This is a genomic window from Streptomyces sp. NBC_00224, from assembly GCF_041435195.1.
Classification (GTDB): Bacteria; Actinomycetota; Actinomycetes; order Streptomycetales; family Streptomycetaceae; genus Streptomyces.
This window is the reverse complement of record NZ_CP108106.1, coordinates 1159891-1177567: the sequence shown is the minus strand read 5'-3', so window position 1 is coordinate 1177567 and position 17677 is coordinate 1159891. Positions and strand designations below refer to the sequence as shown.

Annotated in this window: 15 protein-coding genes and 1 pseudogene; 7 read left to right on the top strand and 9 right to left on the bottom strand. The window is 72.0% G+C overall.

Annotated features, from left to right (window positions below):
* Positions 1-36 precede the first annotated feature (36 nt).
* From OG965_RS05105 to OG965_RS05090, 4 genes are all read left to right on the top strand, one after another.
* On the top strand, positions 37-960 hold the full coding sequence (locus OG965_RS05105) for a VOC family protein (protein ID WP_371649549.1): 924 nt from the start codon (positions 37-39) through the stop codon (positions 958-960).
* A gap of 87 nt (positions 961-1047) precedes the next feature.
* Positions 1048-1722, top strand: coding sequence for a response regulator (locus tag OG965_RS05100; RefSeq protein ID WP_371649547.1), 675 nt, complete (start codon positions 1048-1050; stop codon positions 1720-1722).
* A 14-nt stretch (positions 1723-1736) separates the two neighbouring features.
* A complete protein-coding gene (locus tag OG965_RS05095; protein ID WP_371649546.1) occupies positions 1737-3755 on the top strand; it encodes a histidine kinase in 2019 nt (672 codons plus the stop codon).
* Positions 3756-3835: 80 nt separating this feature from the next.
* On the top strand, positions 3836-5443 hold the full coding sequence (locus tag OG965_RS05090) for a carboxylesterase/lipase family protein (protein WP_371649544.1): 1608 nt from the start codon (positions 3836-3838) through the stop codon (positions 5441-5443).
* A 28-nt stretch (positions 5444-5471) separates the two neighbouring features.
* Here OG965_RS05090 and OG965_RS05085 read toward each other — a convergent pair whose 3' ends face one another.
* Together OG965_RS05085 and OG965_RS05080 are read right to left on the bottom strand one after the other, a co-directional pair.
* A complete protein-coding gene (locus OG965_RS05085) occupies positions 5472-6200 on the bottom strand; it encodes a hypothetical protein (RefSeq protein ID WP_371649542.1) in 729 nt (242 codons plus the stop codon).
* Positions 6201-6291: 91 nt separating this feature from the next.
* A complete protein-coding gene (locus OG965_RS05080) occupies positions 6292-7056 on the bottom strand; it encodes an alpha/beta hydrolase (RefSeq protein ID WP_371649541.1) in 765 nt (254 codons plus the stop codon).
* A gap of 389 nt (positions 7057-7445) precedes the next feature.
* Here OG965_RS05080 and OG965_RS05075 point away from each other — a divergent pair, with 389 nt between their 5' ends.
* A complete protein-coding gene (locus OG965_RS05075) occupies positions 7446-8453 on the top strand; it encodes an ETX/MTX2 family pore-forming toxin (protein ID WP_371649539.1) in 1008 nt (335 codons plus the stop codon).
* 23 nt (positions 8454-8476) lie between these two features.
* Here the strand turns inward: OG965_RS05075 and OG965_RS05070 are convergent, their stop codons facing one another.
* From OG965_RS05070 to OG965_RS05050, 5 genes are all read right to left on the bottom strand, one after another.
* Positions 8477-9298, bottom strand: coding sequence for a cytochrome c oxidase assembly protein (locus OG965_RS05070; protein WP_371649537.1), 822 nt, complete (start codon positions 9296-9298; stop codon positions 8477-8479).
* Positions 9298-9819, bottom strand: coding sequence for a DUF2243 domain-containing protein (locus OG965_RS05065; protein WP_371649535.1), 522 nt, complete (start codon positions 9817-9819; stop codon positions 9298-9300). The genes OG965_RS05070 and OG965_RS05065 overlap by 1 nt, the downstream gene beginning before the upstream one ends.
* Before the next feature lie 117 nt (positions 9820-9936).
* Positions 9937-10827: a hypothetical protein gene (locus OG965_RS05060; protein WP_371649533.1), complete on the bottom strand. Its 891-nt coding sequence runs from the start codon at positions 10825-10827 to the stop codon at positions 9937-9939.
* Complete coding sequence (locus tag OG965_RS05055) at positions 10824-12914, bottom strand: PEP/pyruvate-binding domain-containing protein (protein WP_371649531.1); 2091 nt, start codon at positions 12912-12914, stop codon at positions 10824-10826. The genes OG965_RS05060 and OG965_RS05055 overlap by 4 nt, the downstream gene beginning before the upstream one ends.
* A gap of 310 nt (positions 12915-13224) precedes the next feature.
* A complete protein-coding gene (locus OG965_RS05050; RefSeq protein WP_371649529.1) occupies positions 13225-13770 on the bottom strand; it encodes a hypothetical protein in 546 nt (181 codons plus the stop codon).
* Positions 13771-13983: 213 nt separating this feature from the next.
* Between OG965_RS05050 and OG965_RS05045 the strand changes: the two genes are divergently transcribed.
* Positions 13984-15153 (top strand): low temperature requirement protein A, encoded by a 1170-nt coding sequence (locus tag OG965_RS05045; protein WP_371656845.1) that lies wholly within the window; start codon positions 13984-13986, stop codon positions 15151-15153.
* Between the two features lie 8 nt (positions 15154-15161).
* Here OG965_RS05045 and OG965_RS05040 read toward each other — a convergent pair whose 3' ends face one another.
* Complete coding sequence (locus tag OG965_RS05040) at positions 15162-15713, bottom strand: GNAT family N-acetyltransferase (RefSeq protein WP_371649527.1); 552 nt, start codon at positions 15711-15713, stop codon at positions 15162-15164.
* A 49-nt stretch (positions 15714-15762) separates the two neighbouring features.
* On the opposite strand from OG965_RS05040, the gene OG965_RS05035 reads away from it, so the two are divergent.
* A complete protein-coding gene (locus OG965_RS05035; RefSeq protein WP_371649525.1) occupies positions 15763-16398 on the top strand; it encodes a TetR/AcrR family transcriptional regulator in 636 nt (211 codons plus the stop codon).
* Positions 16399-16923: 525 nt separating this feature from the next.
* Here OG965_RS05035 and OG965_RS05030 read toward each other — a convergent pair.
* Positions 16924-17523: pseudogene (locus OG965_RS05030) on the bottom strand (GNAT family N-acetyltransferase); the annotation flags it as partial.
* Between the last annotated feature and the right edge of the window lie 154 nt (positions 17524-17677).

Here is a 17677-nt window from a genome sequence, read left to right as displayed (position 1 = left end):
AAAGTCCCGCCCTGACACCCACGAAGGAGTCCCACCATGTCACTGCACCGCCTGTCCTCCGTCACCATCGGGGTCCCCGACCCCACGGCGACAGCCCCGTACTACACCGAACTCGGCCTGCGGGCGCAGGACGACGGCTGGTTCTCCACCCGCGACGGCGGTCGCCAGCTGCGCATCGTGTCGGCGCCCACCCGTCGCCTCGTCGAGATGCGCGTCGGCGTCGACGACACCGACGACCTCGACGCGGCCGCCGCCCGGCTGCGCCGCATGGGCATCGCCGCCGTACGGGGCGCCGGGCCGAGCCTGACCGCGGCCGACCCCGTCACCGGCGCCCGGGCCGTGCTCCAGGTCGAACCGCGCCCCGCCCCGCCCCCGACGCCCCCCACCCCGTACAACGGGCCCGGACGCACCGAGCGCACCGCGGGCCGGGCCCCGGGCGTCATGCGCCCCGACCGCGTGCGGCCCAGCAAGCTGGGGCACGCCGTCCTGGGCACCCCCGACCCCCGGGCGACCGCCGCGTTCTTCGGCGACGGCCTCGGCTTCAAGGTCAGCGACTCGCTGGGCGATGCGGGATCCTTCCTGCGCTGCACCACCGACCACCACAACATCCTCGTCCTGAAGGCCCCCGTGCCCTTCCTGCACCACACGTCCTGGCAGGTCGACGACGTCGACGACATCGGGCGCGGCGCCATGGCCATGCTGGAGGACCATCCCGAACGCCACATCTGGGGCTTCGGCCGCCACTTCATCGGCTCCAACTTCTTCTGGTACCTCAAGGACCCGGCGGGCAACTTCACGGAGTACTACTCCGACATGGACTGCATCGTCGACGACCAGCTGTGGGACCCGGAGGTCTTCGACGTCAACGAGAGCTTCTTCAGCTGGGGCCAGCCGCCCCCGCCCTCGTGGATCGCACCGGAGGACATGGCCGCGCTGATGACCGGCACCCACACGGCCTGACGCCCGTCCCGTGCGGCGCCGTGCCCGACGGCGCCGGGGCGAGCGACAAAACGGGAGATCGCCCGGGGCGGCCGCTAACGTCACCCTGTGAGACAAGAAGACGAGGACGCCGCCGTGCCCCGAGTCCTGATCGTCGACGACCATCCGCTGTTCCGCAGCGGTCTGAAGGCCGCGCTGGAGAGCACCGGAGGTACCGACGTCGTCGCCGAGGCCGCCACCGCCGCCGAGGCGCTGGAGGCCGTGGCGCGGCAGATGCCGGACGTCGTCGTCATGGACCTGTCCCTGCCCGACGCCTCCGGCATCGACGTCACCCGGCAGCTCACCGGGCTCCATCCCGGGCTGCCGGTGCTGATGCTGACCATGTCCGACGACGACGGCAGCCTGCTGGCCGCCCTCCAGGCCGGTGCCCGCGGCTATCTGGTCAAGGGCGCGGGCGCCGGCGAGGTCCTGCACGCGGTACGCACGGTGGCCGCCGGCGGCGCGGTGTTCGGCCCGCAGACCGCGGAGCGCCTCACCGCGCTGCTGCGCGAGGGCCGCCGCCATGACGCAGAGCAACTGTTCCCGGCGCTCACGGCACGCGAGGCGGAGGTGCTGGAGCTCATCGCCCGCGGCCTGGACAACCACCGCATCGCCCGGCAACTGGTGCTGTCCGAGAAGACGGTCCGCAACCACATCACGCACATCTTCGACAAGCTCCAGGTCACCACCCGCGCCGAGGCCGTGGCCAGGGCGCGGGACGCGGGCCTGGGGGACGAGGACTGAAGGAGCGAGCTCCGGTGGACGAGACGGCATACGTGCGGGGCGGGCGGTCGGCGCCGACCTTCGCGGCGTACGGGCTGACCCTCGCCTCCGCCGTGATCTGGGCCGTCCTCGCCCTCGCCCACCTGGACGACGCGCGGCTGACCCCGTACATCATTCCCCGCGGAGTCCCCGTCGTGGCCGCCACCGGAGTCGTCCTGCTCGGCGCCTTCATGACGGCCCATTGCCCCCGCAGCGTCCTGGGCCCGCTCCTGGTCGCGACCGGCACGGCCAGTGTCCTCTCGGACGCGGGCCTGATCGCCGTCGTCGTCACCGACGCCCCCCACGGCGTCGACGTCACCATGGCCGTGGTCTCCCGGCTCTCCTACGCACTGGCCGCCTTCACCTTCTACGCGCTGCCGCTGTATCTGCCGAGCGGCGAACTGCCCCGTCACCGGCTCTGGCGGCCCTACCTCGTCCTCGTCGCCGCGTGGAGCCTGGTACCCGCCTACACCGACCCCGTCCCCTACACCGTGCCCGACCCGTTCGACCGGGGTGCGTCGCAACGGCTGCGGACAGCCCTGCTCGACCACGTCCCCGTCGTCCCCCTTACCACCGTCCTCCTGCTGACCGGTCTCACCGCCATGGCCGTGCGCTGGTGGCGCACCCCCGACCGGCGGCAGATCATCCCCGTCCTGCCGTACGTGCTGTGGCTGGTGTTCCTCTACGTCAACCGCATCGCCCCGCCGACAGGCGCCCTGTGGTCGTACGCGTACGCCGTGGCGTTCCTGTGGCCGTTCTGCGCGATCTACGGCATCAGCCGCGACCGCTCGGGCCAACTCGACCGGGCCACCCGCAAGATACTGGCCTCCCTCCTGCTCACCGCCGCCCTGATCGCCGTGTACACCGTCGTCTCGCTGCTGGTCCTGCGCGCCCTGCCCGGCGGTCTGAGCACGCAGGCCCTCGTGTCGGGCGCCGTGGGCCTGGCCGCCGGGGCCCTGCTCTATCCCTGCGCCCGTCTGGCCGTACGTGTGGTGGACCGCATCTACTACGGCGACCGCGCCCACCCCTACCAAGTCGTCCGCGCCCTCTCACGGCGGCTCAGCCAGGCCGCCGCACCCGCACAGGCCCCACGCCTGCTGTGCGACACCGTCGTGAGCACCCTGAACCTGCCCGGAGCCAAGGTGGTGGTGGACACGCGCGGCGGCCCGCGCACCCTGGCCGCCGCCGGGGAGCCGGTGCCCGACTCCTACGGATTCCCCCTCGCGTACGAAGGCAACGTCATCGGCCATCTGCACGTGACCCCGAGGGCGGGCCAGCGGGCGCTCGACCGCCAGGACCAGGAGGTCCTGCGGTCCCTCGCCGACCAGGCGTCACCCGCGCTCGCCTCCGTACGCCTCTACGAGGATCTTCGGGCGGCCCGTGAACGCATGGTGGTGACGCGGGAGGAGGCCCGCCGCACCCTGCGGCACGACCTGCACGACAGTCTGGGCCCCGCCCTGTCGGGGGCCCGGCTGCAGATCGACACCGCACGCTTCGCCGTACCGGACGGCTCCGCGGCCGCCCGGCCGTTGGAGACCGCCTCCGAGGGCATCGGGCAGGCCATCGCCGAGCTCCGCCAGATCTCCGCCGGGTTGGCACCGGCCGCCCTGGACCGCAACGGCCTCGACGGTGCGTTGCGGCAGTTGGCGGACCGGTTCGGGCAGCGGCTCCCGGTGGACATGTGCTTCACCCCCGACCCGCTGCCGGGACTGCCGGCCGCCGTGGAGGTGGCTGTCTACCTCATCGGGGGCGAGGCGCTGAACAACGTCGTACGGCACTCGGGGGCGGCCGCGGCCGTGCTGAGCGTGCGGGTGGTGCCGGACGAGGTGACGATCGAGGTCAGCGACGACGGGCACGGACTCGCCCAACACCGTTCGGGCGACGGGGTGGGAATCCGGTCCATGCGGGAGCGGGCCACCGAGTTGGGCGGGCAGTTCACCCTTGCCCGGGGCGCGGATCGCGGAATGGTCGTGAGGGCGTCGTTTCCGCCGGTGGCGGGCCCGTTCCCGGGATGACGGAGTCAGGGTGCATGTTCGTTCAGGTGTGCCCCTTTCGGGCGAAGGAAACCCTCCCCGCCCCCGGGTAGACACCCCTCATGGCCACCACACGCAGCCTGTTCGTCTCCTTCCTCGCTCTTCTCTGCCTGGCCGTCGCGGTGCCGGCCGGGGCGGGCGCCGGGGCGCCGGGGGACCCTGCCGTCGTCAGCACGGACGCGGGACGCCTGCGCGGCGTGGTCACCGACCGCGGCCGTGCCTTCCTCGGAGTGCCGTTCGCCGCGCCGCCGGTGGGGGAGCGCAGATGGCGGCCGCCCCAGCCCGTCGCCGCGTGGACCGGCATCCGGGACGCCGCCCACTTCGCCGACGCGTGCGCCCAGCAGGCCCGGCCGGTACTCGGCACCACCGAGGTCACCAACGAGGACTGCCTCTACCTCAATGTCTTCACCCCACCGGGCGGCGCCGGCGGCAAACCCGTCCTGGTGTGGTTCCACGGCGGCTCGTTCGTCTCCGGGACCGCCGCCCACTACGACCCGTCCCGGCTGGCCCGCACCGGCGACATGGTGGTGGTCACGGCCAACTACCGGCTCGGCGCCTTCGGATTCCTGGCCCACCGGGGGCTGACGGCCGAGGCCCCGGACACCGGCTCCGGCAACTACGGCCTCATGGACCAGCAGGCCGTACTCCGTTGGACCCGGGCGAACGCGGCGGCCTTCGGGGGTGACCCCGCGCAGGTCACGGCGGCCGGGCAGTCGTCGGGCGGCCTGAGCGTCTGCGGTCACCTGGTGTCGCCCGGCTCGCGCGGGTTGTTCGCACGCGCCGTCATCGAGAGCGCGCCGTGCGGAGTGGCGTCCCGTCCACTGGCCGAGGCCACCTCGGCGGGTACGGCCTTCGCGACGGGCGCGGGCTGTCTTGGCAGCACCCCTGCCGCGGTCGTGACGTGCCTGCGGCGCAAGCCCGTCGCCGCGCTGCTGAAGGCGCCGACCAGCGGCGCGGCCCCCTGGTGGCCGGTGTCGGGCACGCCCGTCCTGCCCGTACCGCCCGCGCAGGCCATCGAGGCGGGGGACTACGCCAGGGTGCCGGTGCTGATCGGCAACGGGCTGGACGAGGGCACCATCGGCGCCCTCATCGTCGAGTCCGGCGGGACGCACCTCGACGCGGTCACCTACCCCGTCCTCCTCACCACCCTCTTCAAACTGGACGGGCTGCGCGTCGCGTCGCACTACCCGGCGTCGCGCTTCGGCAACGACTACCGGCTGGCCTTCGCGGCCGCGTTCGGCGACTATCTCGTCGCCTGCCCCACCCGCGAGGCGGCGCGGCAGTTCGCCACCGCGACACCGGGCCGCGTCTTCGCCTACGAGTTCGCCGACCGGTCCGCGCCCGACCTCTACAAACTGCCCGCCGATTTCCCGCTGGGCGCCTACCACGGCGCCGAGATCCCGTACTTGTTCACCTATCTTCCGGCGGCCGACGTCCGGCTGACCCCGGCCCAGACACGGCTGTCGCACACCATGACCACCCTCTGGTCCCGCTTCGTCGCCACAGCGGCCCCCGACCCCGCGACCTGGCCCGCCACCGCCCCGACCCCCTACCGGCCGCTCACCCTGGCCCCGGACGCGATCACACCCCGGACCGACTTCGACACGGGCCACCAGTGCGCCTTCTGGTCCACCATCGCGCGCCCCACCTCCCAGGGGCCGATGGCCTAGGCGTCACCGCACGGCGCCCGGGGTGGCCTCAGCCCACCGTGTCGCCCGGTGCCACCGGGTGCGCCTCCAGCTCCGGAGTGGCCAGCAGCTCGGCGATCAGCGCGCGGGATCCGCCGATGTAGGTGCTGACCAGGTCCACGTCACCGCCCAGGCACCAGGCACGGTCCTGCGGCCACCACAGGTCGGGCAACTCGGCGAACTCGTCGAGGGACACCGGCGAGACGGCGTCGGTCAGTGTTCCGGCGAGCAGCACTTCCTCGCGGCCGGGGGTCTCGAAGGAGGGAACGTGGTCGAAGTCCCACCGGCCGTAGCCGTTCCACAGCCCGAACCAGCAGTGCTCCACCGTCTTGGTGTGCCGGGCCAGGACCGGGATGAGGGCCTGGGCGACGGCGGGCGGAGTGGGGCCCTCGGCCGGGTGCTCGTCCCAGACGCCGGCCAGACCGTACACGTCGGCGTTGAGGTGGTCGCGGTCCGCCCCGATCAACTCGTGCCAGTCCGTGCCCGGCGCCACATCGCGCCCGTACGCGGCCGCCACCGCCGCCCATCGCACCGGCCGTTCCTCCAGGGAGGCCGGATGCAGCACCCGGGCGTACGCGGCGAATCCGGGCGCGGCGACGCCCGCCACGGTGCCGAAGTCCCCTTGTCCCGGGGCCCGTTCGGTGAGCCAGCGGGCAGGTCCGAGATCGGTGCTCCGCACGCGCAGGCGTCCGTACGATTGGGGTGCGTGCTCCCGGTGCACCGGGCGGTAGTCGTCCACCCGCACAGTCTGCCCGTTCCGGTGTGACACGGGTATCGGCGCCCGGCCGGTGGGGCCGGAGGCCGATACCCGTCAGGTCAGGTCGGACCGGTCACGTGGCGGGTCGGCCGAGGTGGCGGGTGAAGAACCGCACCGCGCTGTCGGCCTCGAACCTGGGCAGCTCCATGTGCGTACCCGCGTTGGCGTGCAGCGTCTTCTCCTTCGAGGCGAAGGCGTCGAAGAGGGCGAGACCGTCTTCGCGCGGGATGTACTCGTCGTCCCACTGGAGTGCGAACTCGATCGGGATGGTGATCTGCTTCGCCGTCTCGGCCAGCGGATCGGGCCAGAAGAGGCCGAAGACCGCGGCGGTGATCCTGGGTTCCACCGCCGTCAACGGCACGCCGATCGCGGTGCCCATGGTCAACCCGTAGTAGCCGACCGGCCCTTCGGCGCCGATCTCCGGCAGCTCCTGGAGGGCGTCCAGGGTCGCCTGCCACTCCGGCACGGCGCGTTCTGCCAGGTGGGCGTTGTAGCGAACGACGATCGGGCCGACCGGCTCGCCTGCCGCCATCGCCTTCTGCATCACGGCGATCTCTTGCTCGTCGTGCGCCGTGCGCGGGCGGGCACCGTGGCCGGGGGCGTCGATGGTGGCTACGTGGAAGCCGCCGTCAGCCACCAGGCGCTGTGCACGGCCGGTCATGGCCGGTGCCTTCGCGTGCATGCCGCCGCCGTGCCCCATGAGCACCAGAGGTGCGCGACCGGATTCCGATGTGGGCGATGCGGGTGACCAGAGCGCGCCGGTGACCTCACCGACGGTGAAGTCGCGCTCGATGATGCCGTTCGACGAAGTCTCAGCGGTGAACTGCGCGGAATACATGGGGTGTTGCCTCTCGGGAGTGCCTTGGTGTCGAGGCGCTCCCAATGACACCTACGTCAATGGCCCCGACCGTGAAGAGAGGGGGAGCACCCACATGGATACAGCGTTCATGGGTCTCACCTCCTCGCGCGATGTCACGGTCGACTGCTTCGCCTCCGAAGGTAGCAGCCCGTATGCCATCCCACCCAACCCCGTTTCCTGTGTGGACCGCTGAGCGGTCGGACGGGGGCCGGGGATCGCCGGATGAAAAGGGTGGTTTTCGGCCAAGGTTGGCCGGGGTGTGCCCGCAGGGACTTAAGTCCCTAGGCCGCCGATGGGATCGGGGATTGCATGGCGTCCCAGGAATTCCGTCCCGTACGCCCGTGCCGCAGAAAGGTCTTGAATCCCCCATGCCCCAGATACCCGGTGTGTCCCGGCGGCGCCTCTTGGCTCTCGCACCCGCTGCCGGAGTCGCCGCCACGATTCCGATCACCCTCGCCGCCGCGACTCCCGCACAGGCCGCACCGCCCAAGAAGGGTGCCAGTCGCTCCCTTCAGGAGATCACCGACGCCTGGGGCGGATGGATGGCCCGTGAGCGCCATCCGTCGTCCCGGGGCTGCCGGTTCACCGCCTCCACGGACTACGGGAAGCAGAGTTTCCTCGCCGACTACCACCGCCATCAGGTCCGGACGAAGTACTCCGGCATCACCTACGACCCGAGTGCGCCCTCGCCGACCCCCGGCCAGGTCAGTTCGATCACCACCAACTACCGCAACGGCACGGCGGTTGAGCAGTCCGTCACGTACAAGCAGAGCAAGACCACGGAGCAGGATCTGCGGATCTCGGTGACCGAGTCGCTGAAGATCGGTGTGACGATGGAGGTGTCGGCGGAGATTCCGGCCGTCGCGAAGGTGAGCGAGACCACCTCCATCGAAGCGAGCCTTTCCTCGACCCAGGAGTTCGCGCACAAGGAAACGCAGACCTGGAGCGTCGACCTGCCGTTGCGGATCCCGCCGAAGTCCGCCGTCGAGGCGTCGTTGGTGGTGGGGACGCAGCGGTACGACATCGACTGGACGGCCACGGTGTCGATGTCCGGGATGGTGGCCGTGGGGTTCAACGAAAAGGTCGACCTCAACGGTGGCTCGGAGCTGCACTGGCTGTGGTTCGTCCCGATCCAGGACGTCTTCCGCGACTGCCGGACCCACGGCATCGTGGATACGACCGGTTACGAGATCACGGCGGACGCGGCGGTGAACGCGTTCGCGACCGGCACGTTCAGCGGAGGCCAGGGTGTCTCGCTGAACATCAACACGGTGCAGAAGCCGTTGGACGGCCGCGCCGCACGCGCCGTGGGCACCCAGTCGCTCACCGTGCCGCTGACGCCGGACGGCAGGCGTTCCGTCGTCGCGGGCCGCTGAGCCGGCACACGTAGGGGCCGCCGTCAGCCTGCCTGGAGGCCGCGGTGGGCGGGGGAGAGGCGGCGGCCCGTGACGGTGTACCACTGCCGGGCCAGGGCGGCGGCCAGGGCGAGCTCCACCAGGTCGCCGCCGTAGTACATCGCCTCCGCGGCGCGGGCCAGGTCGTGGCCGGTGAAAGCCGTGCCGGGCGGGGAGGTGCTGTAGAGGGTCTTGGCCAGTACTGAGTGGGCGGTGGCGGCGGCGACCAGGGTGGCGGCGCGCAGCGGCAGGCCGTAGCGGTGGCGTACGGGGTCGAGTTGGCAGATGGCGAAGCTGAACAGCAGACCGGCGGCCAGAACGTGGGTGTACACGGCGGCGTGCAGCCAAGGTTGGTCGTGGAGGTGGGCGAACAGCCGGGTGCGATACAACAGCCACAGACCGCCCACGTCGAGCACCGCGGCCACCGGCGGAAGGACCAGCAGGCCGACCGGGCGGGAACGGACCGCGGCCCGCAGGCCGCGTCGGGCAGGGCCCGCCGGAAGGGCGCGCAGGACGAGGGTCACGGGGCGGCCCAGCACCAGCAGCAGCGGGGCCGCCATGCCGATGACCAGGTGCCGGACCATGTGAGCGGTGAACTCCCCGCCCGGCATCGGCGCAAGGGCCACCGCGACCAGGCCCGCCTGGCCGGCTGTGAAGGAGGCGTCCCGTAATCGTGGCCACGCGTCCCCCCGGCACCGCAGCCGCCGCGCTGCCAGGAGGTAGGCCACTCCCGCGCTCAGGGCGAGAACGGCGGCCAGACCCGCCGGTGTGCCCATGCCCTGTCCCGAGGGCATGGGCATCGGCATGGGGTGGGTCATGGGCGCCATCAGCCGGGCTCCCGGCCCACCGCCGCTTCGACCCCGTGCGTTTGGCGAGTGCTGGAGCGCCTCACCATCATCGCGCCGAGGATCAGGAAGATCACCGCCAGCACGTTCCACGTCCAGTCGTAGGGGACCAGGTCGACGTGATAGCGGATCTGGTGCAGCTTGAGGAGCTTGTGCTGGATCGTTCCGTCGTAGAGCTGGAAGAACCCCGCGCCCAGCAGGATTCCGCCGGTCAGGCCCCGGCCGGTCAGCGCGCCGCGCCGGCGCAGGTCCGCCACCAGCACCAGGCCGATGACCACGGCGAACCAGCCGAAGGCATGGAAGAGGCCGTCGGAGACCAGGCCCACGCCCGGGGTGGACTTGTCGTAGAAGTGGTGCCAGTGCAGGAGCTGATGGAACACCGTCTCGTCGACGAACGCGGCGATCCCGACCCCGATGAGCACCCCCGACCACATGGAGCGCCGGGGGCGGACCGTCCCGTAATCCGGGGGCGGTCGGCGACGAGGTGTCGAAGTGGTGGCCACGGGCGACCTCCTGACGGGAAGTGGGACCGCACTTCCCTTGCGGATACCCTCCCGGCCCGCGCCAACCGCCTCCCGCCGCATTGCGGCGCACTTTGGCCCCTGTGGCCGCCCCCTGCGTCAGTGCTCGTCCCTCCGGGTCTGGTCCATGCCGACGACCTTGAAGTACGCGCGGTCGGTTGCCGTGTCCTCCAGGCAGCCGCGCAGCCGCATCCGGTCGTGGTCGGCGAGGGCGGGGTGGACGACGCCCGCGTAGAGGCCGTCGCCGAGGCTGCCGAGCGCGGCGTCGTACAGCGGGACGGCGGTGGAGTGACGGCAGCGGTTCCAGATCTCGTGGGCCAGCAGGGCCTGGTACTCCTGGCCGGAAACGCCTCGGGTGGCGAGGCGGACCACCACCGAGGTCGCGACGGTGTCCGGGGCGCGCTCTTCGGGGCGCGTTTCGGTCAGTTCGCCCAGGCCGAGAACGAGCGCCGCCAGAGCGGTGGTTCCGGCGACGACACCGGTGATGCGGTGTCGGGTGCGGCGCGGGTCGGGGCCGGGCGCGGGCAGGGCGTCGAGGTCGGCGCCGAGGGGCGGTGCGGCGAGGACCGCGAGACGGCCTGCGACCCGGCGGTCGGCAGCGGGGCGGACGGTGCTCTGGGCGATCTTCTGAACGATCCGCGCGAGCCCCGAGAGCACGGCGCCCGCGGCCATCAGGACGGGCACGAACACGTGGGTGCGCTCCACGCGGATGTCGTCCAGCCACCGGAAACGCGTGGCGGGATCCTCCGCGCGGGGTTGTTCCAGGCGGGCCAGGACGTCCGCGTGGCGCCGGTCGCCCTCGCTGATGCGCTGTTCGATACGGCTGAGGCGGCCCAGCACGATCAGGCCGAGCAGCAGCACTTCGGCGACGAGCAGCAGGACACCGCACATGATCGCGCGCTGCCACTGCCAGCGGTAGAGGTAGATGACGACGTATGTGCCCGCGCCGAGCCCGGCCGCGCCCGCGAAGAGGTGTGCCAGTCGTTTCACCGGTCGGCCGCCTCTCGCGTACGGGTGTCTTCCAGACGTATGTCGCCACTCGTGCCGTCGACGGCCAGACGGGTCCCCGGAGTGAAGCGCCGCACGGCGTCGGCGGCGCCGACCACCGCCGGCACCTTGAACTCCCGGGCCAGGACGGCCAGATGGGACAGCGGACTGCCGGTCTGTGCGACCAGAGCGGTCACGTGCGGCAGCAGCGGAGCGAGGGTCGGATCGAGGGTGCGTACGACCAGTACGGCGTCCTCGGGACGTTCGCCTCGGCCGTCCCAGGCGATTCCGGTGGCGCGGCCGCCGGAGACGCCCTGGGCCGGGGCGGCGCCCTTGCGCGGGCGTTCGGCGACGACCACCGAGTCGTCCGCCAGACGGAAGGTGTCGGGCAGCGGCGGGTTGTCGGGGCGGGGGAGCCGCTGTGCGACGTCGGCCGGGAGAGGGGCGCCGTCCAGCGTGCTCAGCAATTCGTGCCAGCGCAACAGCGCGACGGCGCGGTGCGACAGGGTGATACGGCGTGCGGTGTCGTGGACGAGGTGCACCTGTAACTGGTGGATCCAGCGGATGCGCAGCCGCAGTGACTCGCGGGTCGGCAGGGCGAGGTGACTCGTATCCGTCGCCGTGCCGCCCGCTTGCTTGTGACCGTCCTGTCCGGTCGGCGGCAGCCGCAGTGGGCCGGTGAGGTTCGGCGGGGTGAGTGCCAGGACCACCGGTGCGCCCGCCACGATCTCGGCGTCCGTGAGCCCCTGGCTTCGGCATTCGGCCAGTGCGGCGAGCGCCGCGCTCGCGGCCGTACGGGTGCTGCTCTCACGCAGTAACGCGCCCGCCAGCGCCTCCTGCGCGTGCAGGGCTGCCAGGGCGGCGCGGGTCCAGCGCAGCAGATCGGCCAGGTCGGCGCGCGAGAGCTCGGCCGGTGCCGGAGTTTCTGCCAACCGGCGGTCGATGTCGGCCGTGAGGTCGAGGGCGAGGTCGGGCAGGGCGCGGGTCAGTCGTCCGGTACGCCAGGCGGCCGCCAGACGGCGGGCGCCCGGCAGCGGATTGACCCTGGCCAGCAGACGGTGGCGGGGCGGTGCGATGCCCAACAGACGCAGGTCCGCGGCGGCGCGTCCGGCGACCGTGGTGACCACGGGGTGGGTGCGCAGCAGACGGCGCGGTGCGCTGCCGCCGATGTCGAGCGCGGAGCAGAGCCCCCGGGCCATCGGCGCCACCCACAGGTCCTCCTCCAGCGGTTGCAGTGTGCCGGGGAGGGTTTCGGCGACGGGGCCGGGGCCGAGCAGCCGTGCGCCGCGTGCGGGCCGCGCGGTCATGGCCGTGATGGGACGGGCCTGGAACAGCCACAGACGTCCCGTCCCGTCGAAGCCGAACTCCATGTCCTGCGGTCCGCCGAAGATCCTTTCCACCTGCCGGGCCAGGCGGGCGAGGCGGTACAGCTCGGTACGGGTCAGCAGTTGCCCGCCGGTGGTGTGCGGGGGTGTGGGGCGCAGCCGCCGGCCGGAGCGTGCCAAGTGGTAACCGGTTCCGTCCTGTTCACCGCTGACCAGGGTGTCGGGCCCGCCGCGCACCGCGCTCACCAGCATCCGGTCCAGACGGCCTTCGACGGGGTCGGCGCCGAAGAGCACACCGCCCACCCGCGCGTTCAGCATGGGCTGGACGAGGACGGCCATGGGGGCCCGGGTGCCGTCGGGCCGGTCCGCGGAGTCGAGGACCGTACGCACCGCCGTGCGGAAGGCGGGCCAGTCGCGGACGTCGAGCACGGAGGCGAACTGCCCCGCCAGGGACGACTCCTCGGTGTCTTCCTGCGGGGACGAGGAGCGTACGACCAGAGGGACCGCGCCGTCGTGGGAGAGCTCTCGCCAGGCGTGCCGCAGGGCCTCGGCGTCGTCACCGCCGCCGTGCGGGATGACGAATCCGGGCAGGACCGGCAGTCCGGCGGCTGCCGCGCGAGCCAGGTTGGCGGCTTTGGAGCCCGCGGACAGCGGCAGTTGGGCGGCGGGTTGGTCCAGCGCGACGGCCGCACCGGTGTGGAGGCCGGGTTGTTCCTCGCCGGGTCCCTCGCCGTGTCTCCGGCCGCGTTCATCGAGGCTCGTCATCGAGCACCGTCCGCGGCGACCGCTGACGGGTACTTCCGCGCGGCGGCTGGGGAGCCTGGTGCGAACGTCGGTTTGGTCCACCACAGTGCGAGCATGTTTCTCCCCCTCGGCCCCGGTCGGGGATTCGACCGATCCTTCGCATCGGTGTTGTTCATGTCAGTTTCCGCTTGAGTTTGCCTTGCCTTGTGGAGGAGATGACGGCAGGGCAGTGCGGAACAAGCCATGGGGTACGACGACGTCCGCGCCGAGGTCGCGGGTGCGCGACTCGGCGCGGTGCAGGCGTCGTCGTTCGCCTTCCGGGCGGTTGGTCCTACTCTTCGAAGTACGCGTTCAGCACTTCTTCGAGTTGCTCGGACCACTGGGCGAGGCTTGCCCGGTCCTCGGCCTGGACGTCCATGCGGAACCAGCGGGGCCGGGGCAGATGCACCGTGATGGTGAACCGCCGGGTCCAGCGTGAGGTCGCGTACTCGACGGCGCTGAGCTCGTCCCATCCGAAATCCGCCTCTTCGTCGTCGAGGCGCAGCCGGATGCCCGAACGGTCGGCGGTGATGGATCCCCGCCGGTCGGACGCGAGGAAGGCGGGCCCGTCCTCGGCCGCGCCGGGTACGGGGTGTCCGGGGGCGGGATCGTCGGACTCCGCCTCGGGCTCGGTGTCCGCCGCCGGTGCGGCGGTGGGGCCGGGCTCTGCGGCCGTCACGGCTTCCGCCTCGGGCTCCGGCCCTGGTTCGGCCGCACTCTGTCCCTCCGTCGATGCTTCGGGCGCGGCCGCCTGGGCGGGCATGAGCCCGGGGATGTGCGCCGGGTTCAGCGCGGCGGCGTTGAGGGCGGGGTGCTGGTCATCTGTTCGCTGGTCCACGGCGCGAAGTATGTCGAACGCGGCTGTGTGAGAGCCATAAGGGGGCGTCATATCCCCGGCCGGCGAGGACCTGATCTTGTCCGGGAGTCGTCTCCCCGGGGACTGATATGCCGGGTGCCGAGTACTGGCCCGCCCGGGCGTCTCACCTGCTCGTCCCCGGCGCGCCCGGCTCCCGCCGCCGGGTGTGCCTCGCACAGTGGGCGGGTGAGCGACATGACAGACGCCGGGGCGGCCGACGGTACGGGTGCTGGGTCCGAGGAACACCGCGCGGGCTGGTTCGAGCTGTTCTTCGACCTGGTCTTCGTGGTGACGGTCAGCGTGCTCGCGCACGGGTTGCACGGAAATCCGGGCCCGGCCGAGTTCGGGAAGTTCCTGGTGCTGTTCTTCCCGGCCTGGTGGGCGTGGGTGAACCTGACGGTCACCGTCAACCTCTTCGGCTCGGCCTCGCCCCGTGTCCAGGGGATGCTGCTCGCCGCGATGCCCGCGCTCGGGCTGATGGCCGCGGCCTCCCCGGCGGGCCTGGAAGAGCGCGCCTGGGCGTATGCGCTCGGAGCGGCCTGGGTGCGGCTGGCGCTGTTCCTGATCTGGTTCGGCCACGCCCGCCGCCCGGGCAGCCCGCTGCCGCTGTGGCGGCCTCTCCTGTACTGCCTGGTGCCCGCCGCACTGTGGGCGGTCTCGGCCGCCCTGCCGGGGGCCTGGCGGTTCGTGGTGTGGGGTGTGGCGATCGCCCTGGAAGTGGCACTGCTCGCGATCCGGGCGGGGCTCGGCACCGCGCCCTACGAGCGGATGTCGGTGGAGCATCTGGTCGAGCGGATCGGCCTGTTCGTGGTGATCGTGCTCGGTGAGAGCGTCTTCACGGTGGTCGCCACCTTCGAGGAGCACTTCACCGCCGCCTCCGGGGTGACCGCGCTGTTCTCCTTCGTGGTCGCCGCCGAACTCGCCATGATCTTCTTCGTCTGGGGGACGGGCAACGCCGAGCGGGGCCTGAGCCGGGCCCAGTCGGGCCGGGCGACGCAGGTCATGCGGGACACCGTGATGTATCTGCCGTTCGTGCTGGTCTGCGGCATCACGGTGATCGCGGCGGCGCTCGGCACCGCGGTCGCCGAGCCCCACCACGTACTGCCCGCGGGCGCCGGATGGGCGCTGTGCGGCGGCGTCCTGGCCTTCTACAGCGCGAACGCGGCCATCTCGACGCGCTACGGCGACGGGCTGCGCAACGTACTGCGCTGGTACGTCCCCTGTCTGGTCCTCACCCCGGGCATGCTCCTGCCCGCCGCCCTGCTGCTGCCCGCGTGGGGTGCGGTGGCCTGCGCGGCCGCCCTGGTGTTCCTGCTGGCCAAACTGTCCAAGTGGCACACCCGGAGCCGGGCCGCGACAGGGTGACGCGGTCGTCACTGGCGATGGGCTCGCCACTCGGAAGCCAGGACCCCCCAGATCTGCTTGTCGTAGCGGGTGCCCGCGTAGGGCCAGAACTCGCGCCGCACACCCTCCAGGGTCATACCGAGTCGCTTGGCCACCGCGGCGCTCCGCTCGTTGTCGGACCGGCAGTGCCACTCGGCGCGGTGCAGCCCGCGCGTGGTGAACGCCCAGTCCAGCAAGGCGCGGCAGGCCTGGGTGACGACGCCGTGGCCCTCGGCGGCCGGCTCCAGCCAGCAGCCGACCTCGCACGAGCCCGAGGCCGCGCTGAAGTCGGTGAACATCACGCCGCCGACCAGTGTGCCGTCGAGCCATATGCCGTAGAGGCGGGCGCCGTCCGCGGCCTGGCGCTCGGCGTAGCGGCGCAGTGTGGCGCGCGCTCCGTCGACGTCGTCGGTGACGAACCCGGCCCCGACCCAGGGGCGGATGTGCTCGCGGGCCCGGTCCAGATGGGCGGCGAACTCCTCGGCGTGCCACATCTCCAGCGGGCGGAGGTGGGCGTTGTCCCGCAGGGGGAGGGAGAACATTGATGACCCCGTTCACATAACAAGCGTTACGGTTATGTACGGTAGCAGCATGCCACGCACCAAGGGGGATCACGAAGCCCGTCGTCGAGACGTCTCCGAAGCGGTCTGGCGGGTGCTCGCCGCGCAGGGCTTCGGCGGACTGACCCTGCGCGCCGTCGCCGCCGAGCTGGGCGCGACCACCGGCCTGCTCACCCACTACTTCCCCGCCAAGCGCGACCTGGTCGCGCACGCCCTGGAACTGCTCGACCAGCGAACCGCCGCCCGCCCCAGGCGTGCCGGAGGCACGGGCCTGTCCGGCGTGCGGGCCGCCCTGCTCGGCATCCTGCCGCTGACCGCCGAGGCCACCGCCACCAACCGGATCTGGGTGTCCTCCTGGGACGCGGCCCTCGCCGACCCCGCTCTGAGCGGCGAGTACGCCCTCAAGTACGGGCGCAGCCGGGAAAAACTGTGCGACCTGGTCGCCGCGGCCCAGGAGCTCGGCGAACTGCCGCCAGGAGACCCGGCGCGCATCGCGGCCGGCGCCCAGTCGTTCGTACTCGGGCTGGTGGTCCAGGCCCTCTTCGCCCCCGAGGCGTTCCCGCCCGCCCGCCAGACCGAGCTCCTCGACGACTACCTGGCGGCGCTGGTCCACCCGGGGCTTGAGACTCGCCCCGCATCCTGCTCCGAGCAGGGCTGTGACCGGTAAGCGTTGACCGAAGGGCCCAACTCGTACAGGAGTTGGGCCCTTCGGGACTCGGCGGCCTTGGGGCTACGTCCCCGACCGGTAGTCGACCTGCTGGAACGGCCACGCCGAGGACAGCCACGCCGTCACCGCGTCGTACAGCGGCCCGTCCAGCTCCGCGCGGTCGGCCCGCACCCACGAACTCACCTGTGTGACCTCGGTGTTCGCGCGCGACGGGTAGATGTACACGCAGCCGATCACCTGGTCCTCGCCGTCGAGGACGGAGTAGGTGAAGCCTGCCCGCTTGGAGAAGTCGTCCGCGTGCCGGGTCAGGTCCCGGAGGTTCTCCTCCAGGCTCAGTCCGGATGACGGCGGCCAGGAACCCAGGAAGCCGGGCGTGGATCGGATGTGCTCGATGCTCGACATCCAGGCGGCGTGATCGGCCTCGTTGTGCCGCGCCCCCAGGGGCTCCAGACGGAAGCCGTCACCGGACAAACCCTGGGGGACGGCGAAGTCGCGCGGCACGAAGTCACCGGCAGGGGTGTTCGTGCGCGGTGCGCGCCGCATCGCCCACAGCGTCGGCCCGTTCCCCGGCAGTCGCACCTCTTCGAGGACGGTGAAGCCGAAGTGCTCGTAGACGGGCAGGTTGGACGGCTTGGAGGACTCCAGGTGGACGGGCAGACCCGCCGCGTCGGCCTTGGCCAGGCCCGAGCGCAGCAGAGCGGACCCGTGTCCCTGGCCCTGGCCGGCCGGGTCGGCGCCGATCGCCGCCAGGTACCAGTGCGGTTCCTGGGGTCCGTGCTCGGCGACCGCCTCGACGGCCTCCCTGAACAACCCGGCCCGGTCGCCGAGGATGTCCTCCAGCTCGCGGATGGTCTCCGCGTCGGGAACCGCCTTGGCCTGCGCCTCCGGCGGCACCCAGAAGGCGGCCGCGGCGCCCGTGCGCTCGCACACGCCGTGGTGGACGTACTGCCGGGTGAAGAGCGTGGTGTAGTAGCGGCTCAGCCCCGCCTCGCGCGTGGTGTCGTCGGGGAAGAACCAGCGCATCATCGGGTCGTCCTCGAAGGCGCGCGCCAGAGTGCGGCTGATCAAGGCAGCGTCGTCGATCGTCGCTGCCTGCGGCATGTTCGTTATCGACATACGGGTCATTCTGCATCTCGATGATCTTGAGCATCGAGGTGGGGGCCGGGGTGCTCGTCGGACCCGCGCACCCAACGGGGTGACATCTTGACCCGACCGGGTGGCCTTTCATCGGAAGGAACGACCATTTCGCCCGGATATGCACGTCGGTGTGATGTGCTGC

Bases quoted from the DNA above. Each gene is read 5' to 3' on its own strand.
- OG965_RS05105 (WP_371649549.1), top strand. From the start codon at position 37: ATGTCACTGCACCGCCTGTCCTCCGTCACCATCGGGGTCCCCGACCCC.
- OG965_RS05090 (WP_371649544.1), top strand. From the start codon at position 3,836: ATGGCCACCACACGCAGCCTGTTCGTCTCCTTCCTCGCTCTTCTCTGC.
- OG965_RS05080 (WP_371649541.1), bottom strand. From the start codon at position 7,056: ATGTATTCCGCGCAGTTCACCGCTGAGACTTCGTCGAACGGCATCATC.
- OG965_RS05075 (WP_371649539.1), top strand. From the start codon at position 7,446: ATGCCCCAGATACCCGGTGTGTCCCGGCGGCGCCTCTTGGCTCTCGCA.
- OG965_RS05070 (WP_371649537.1), bottom strand. From the start codon at position 9,298: ATGGCGCCCATGACCCACCCCATGCCGATGCCCATGCCCTCGGGACAG.
- OG965_RS05055 (WP_371649531.1), bottom strand. From the start codon at position 12,914: ATGACGAGCCTCGATGAACGCGGCCGGAGACACGGCGAGGGACCCGGC.
- OG965_RS05045 (WP_371656845.1), top strand. From the start codon at position 13,984: ATGACAGACGCCGGGGCGGCCGACGGTACGGGTGCTGGGTCCGAGGAA.
- OG965_RS05040 (WP_371649527.1), bottom strand. From the start codon at position 15,713: ATGTTCTCCCTCCCCCTGCGGGACAACGCCCACCTCCGCCCGCTGGAG.
- OG965_RS05035 (WP_371649525.1), top strand. From the start codon at position 15,763: ATGCCACGCACCAAGGGGGATCACGAAGCCCGTCGTCGAGACGTCTCC.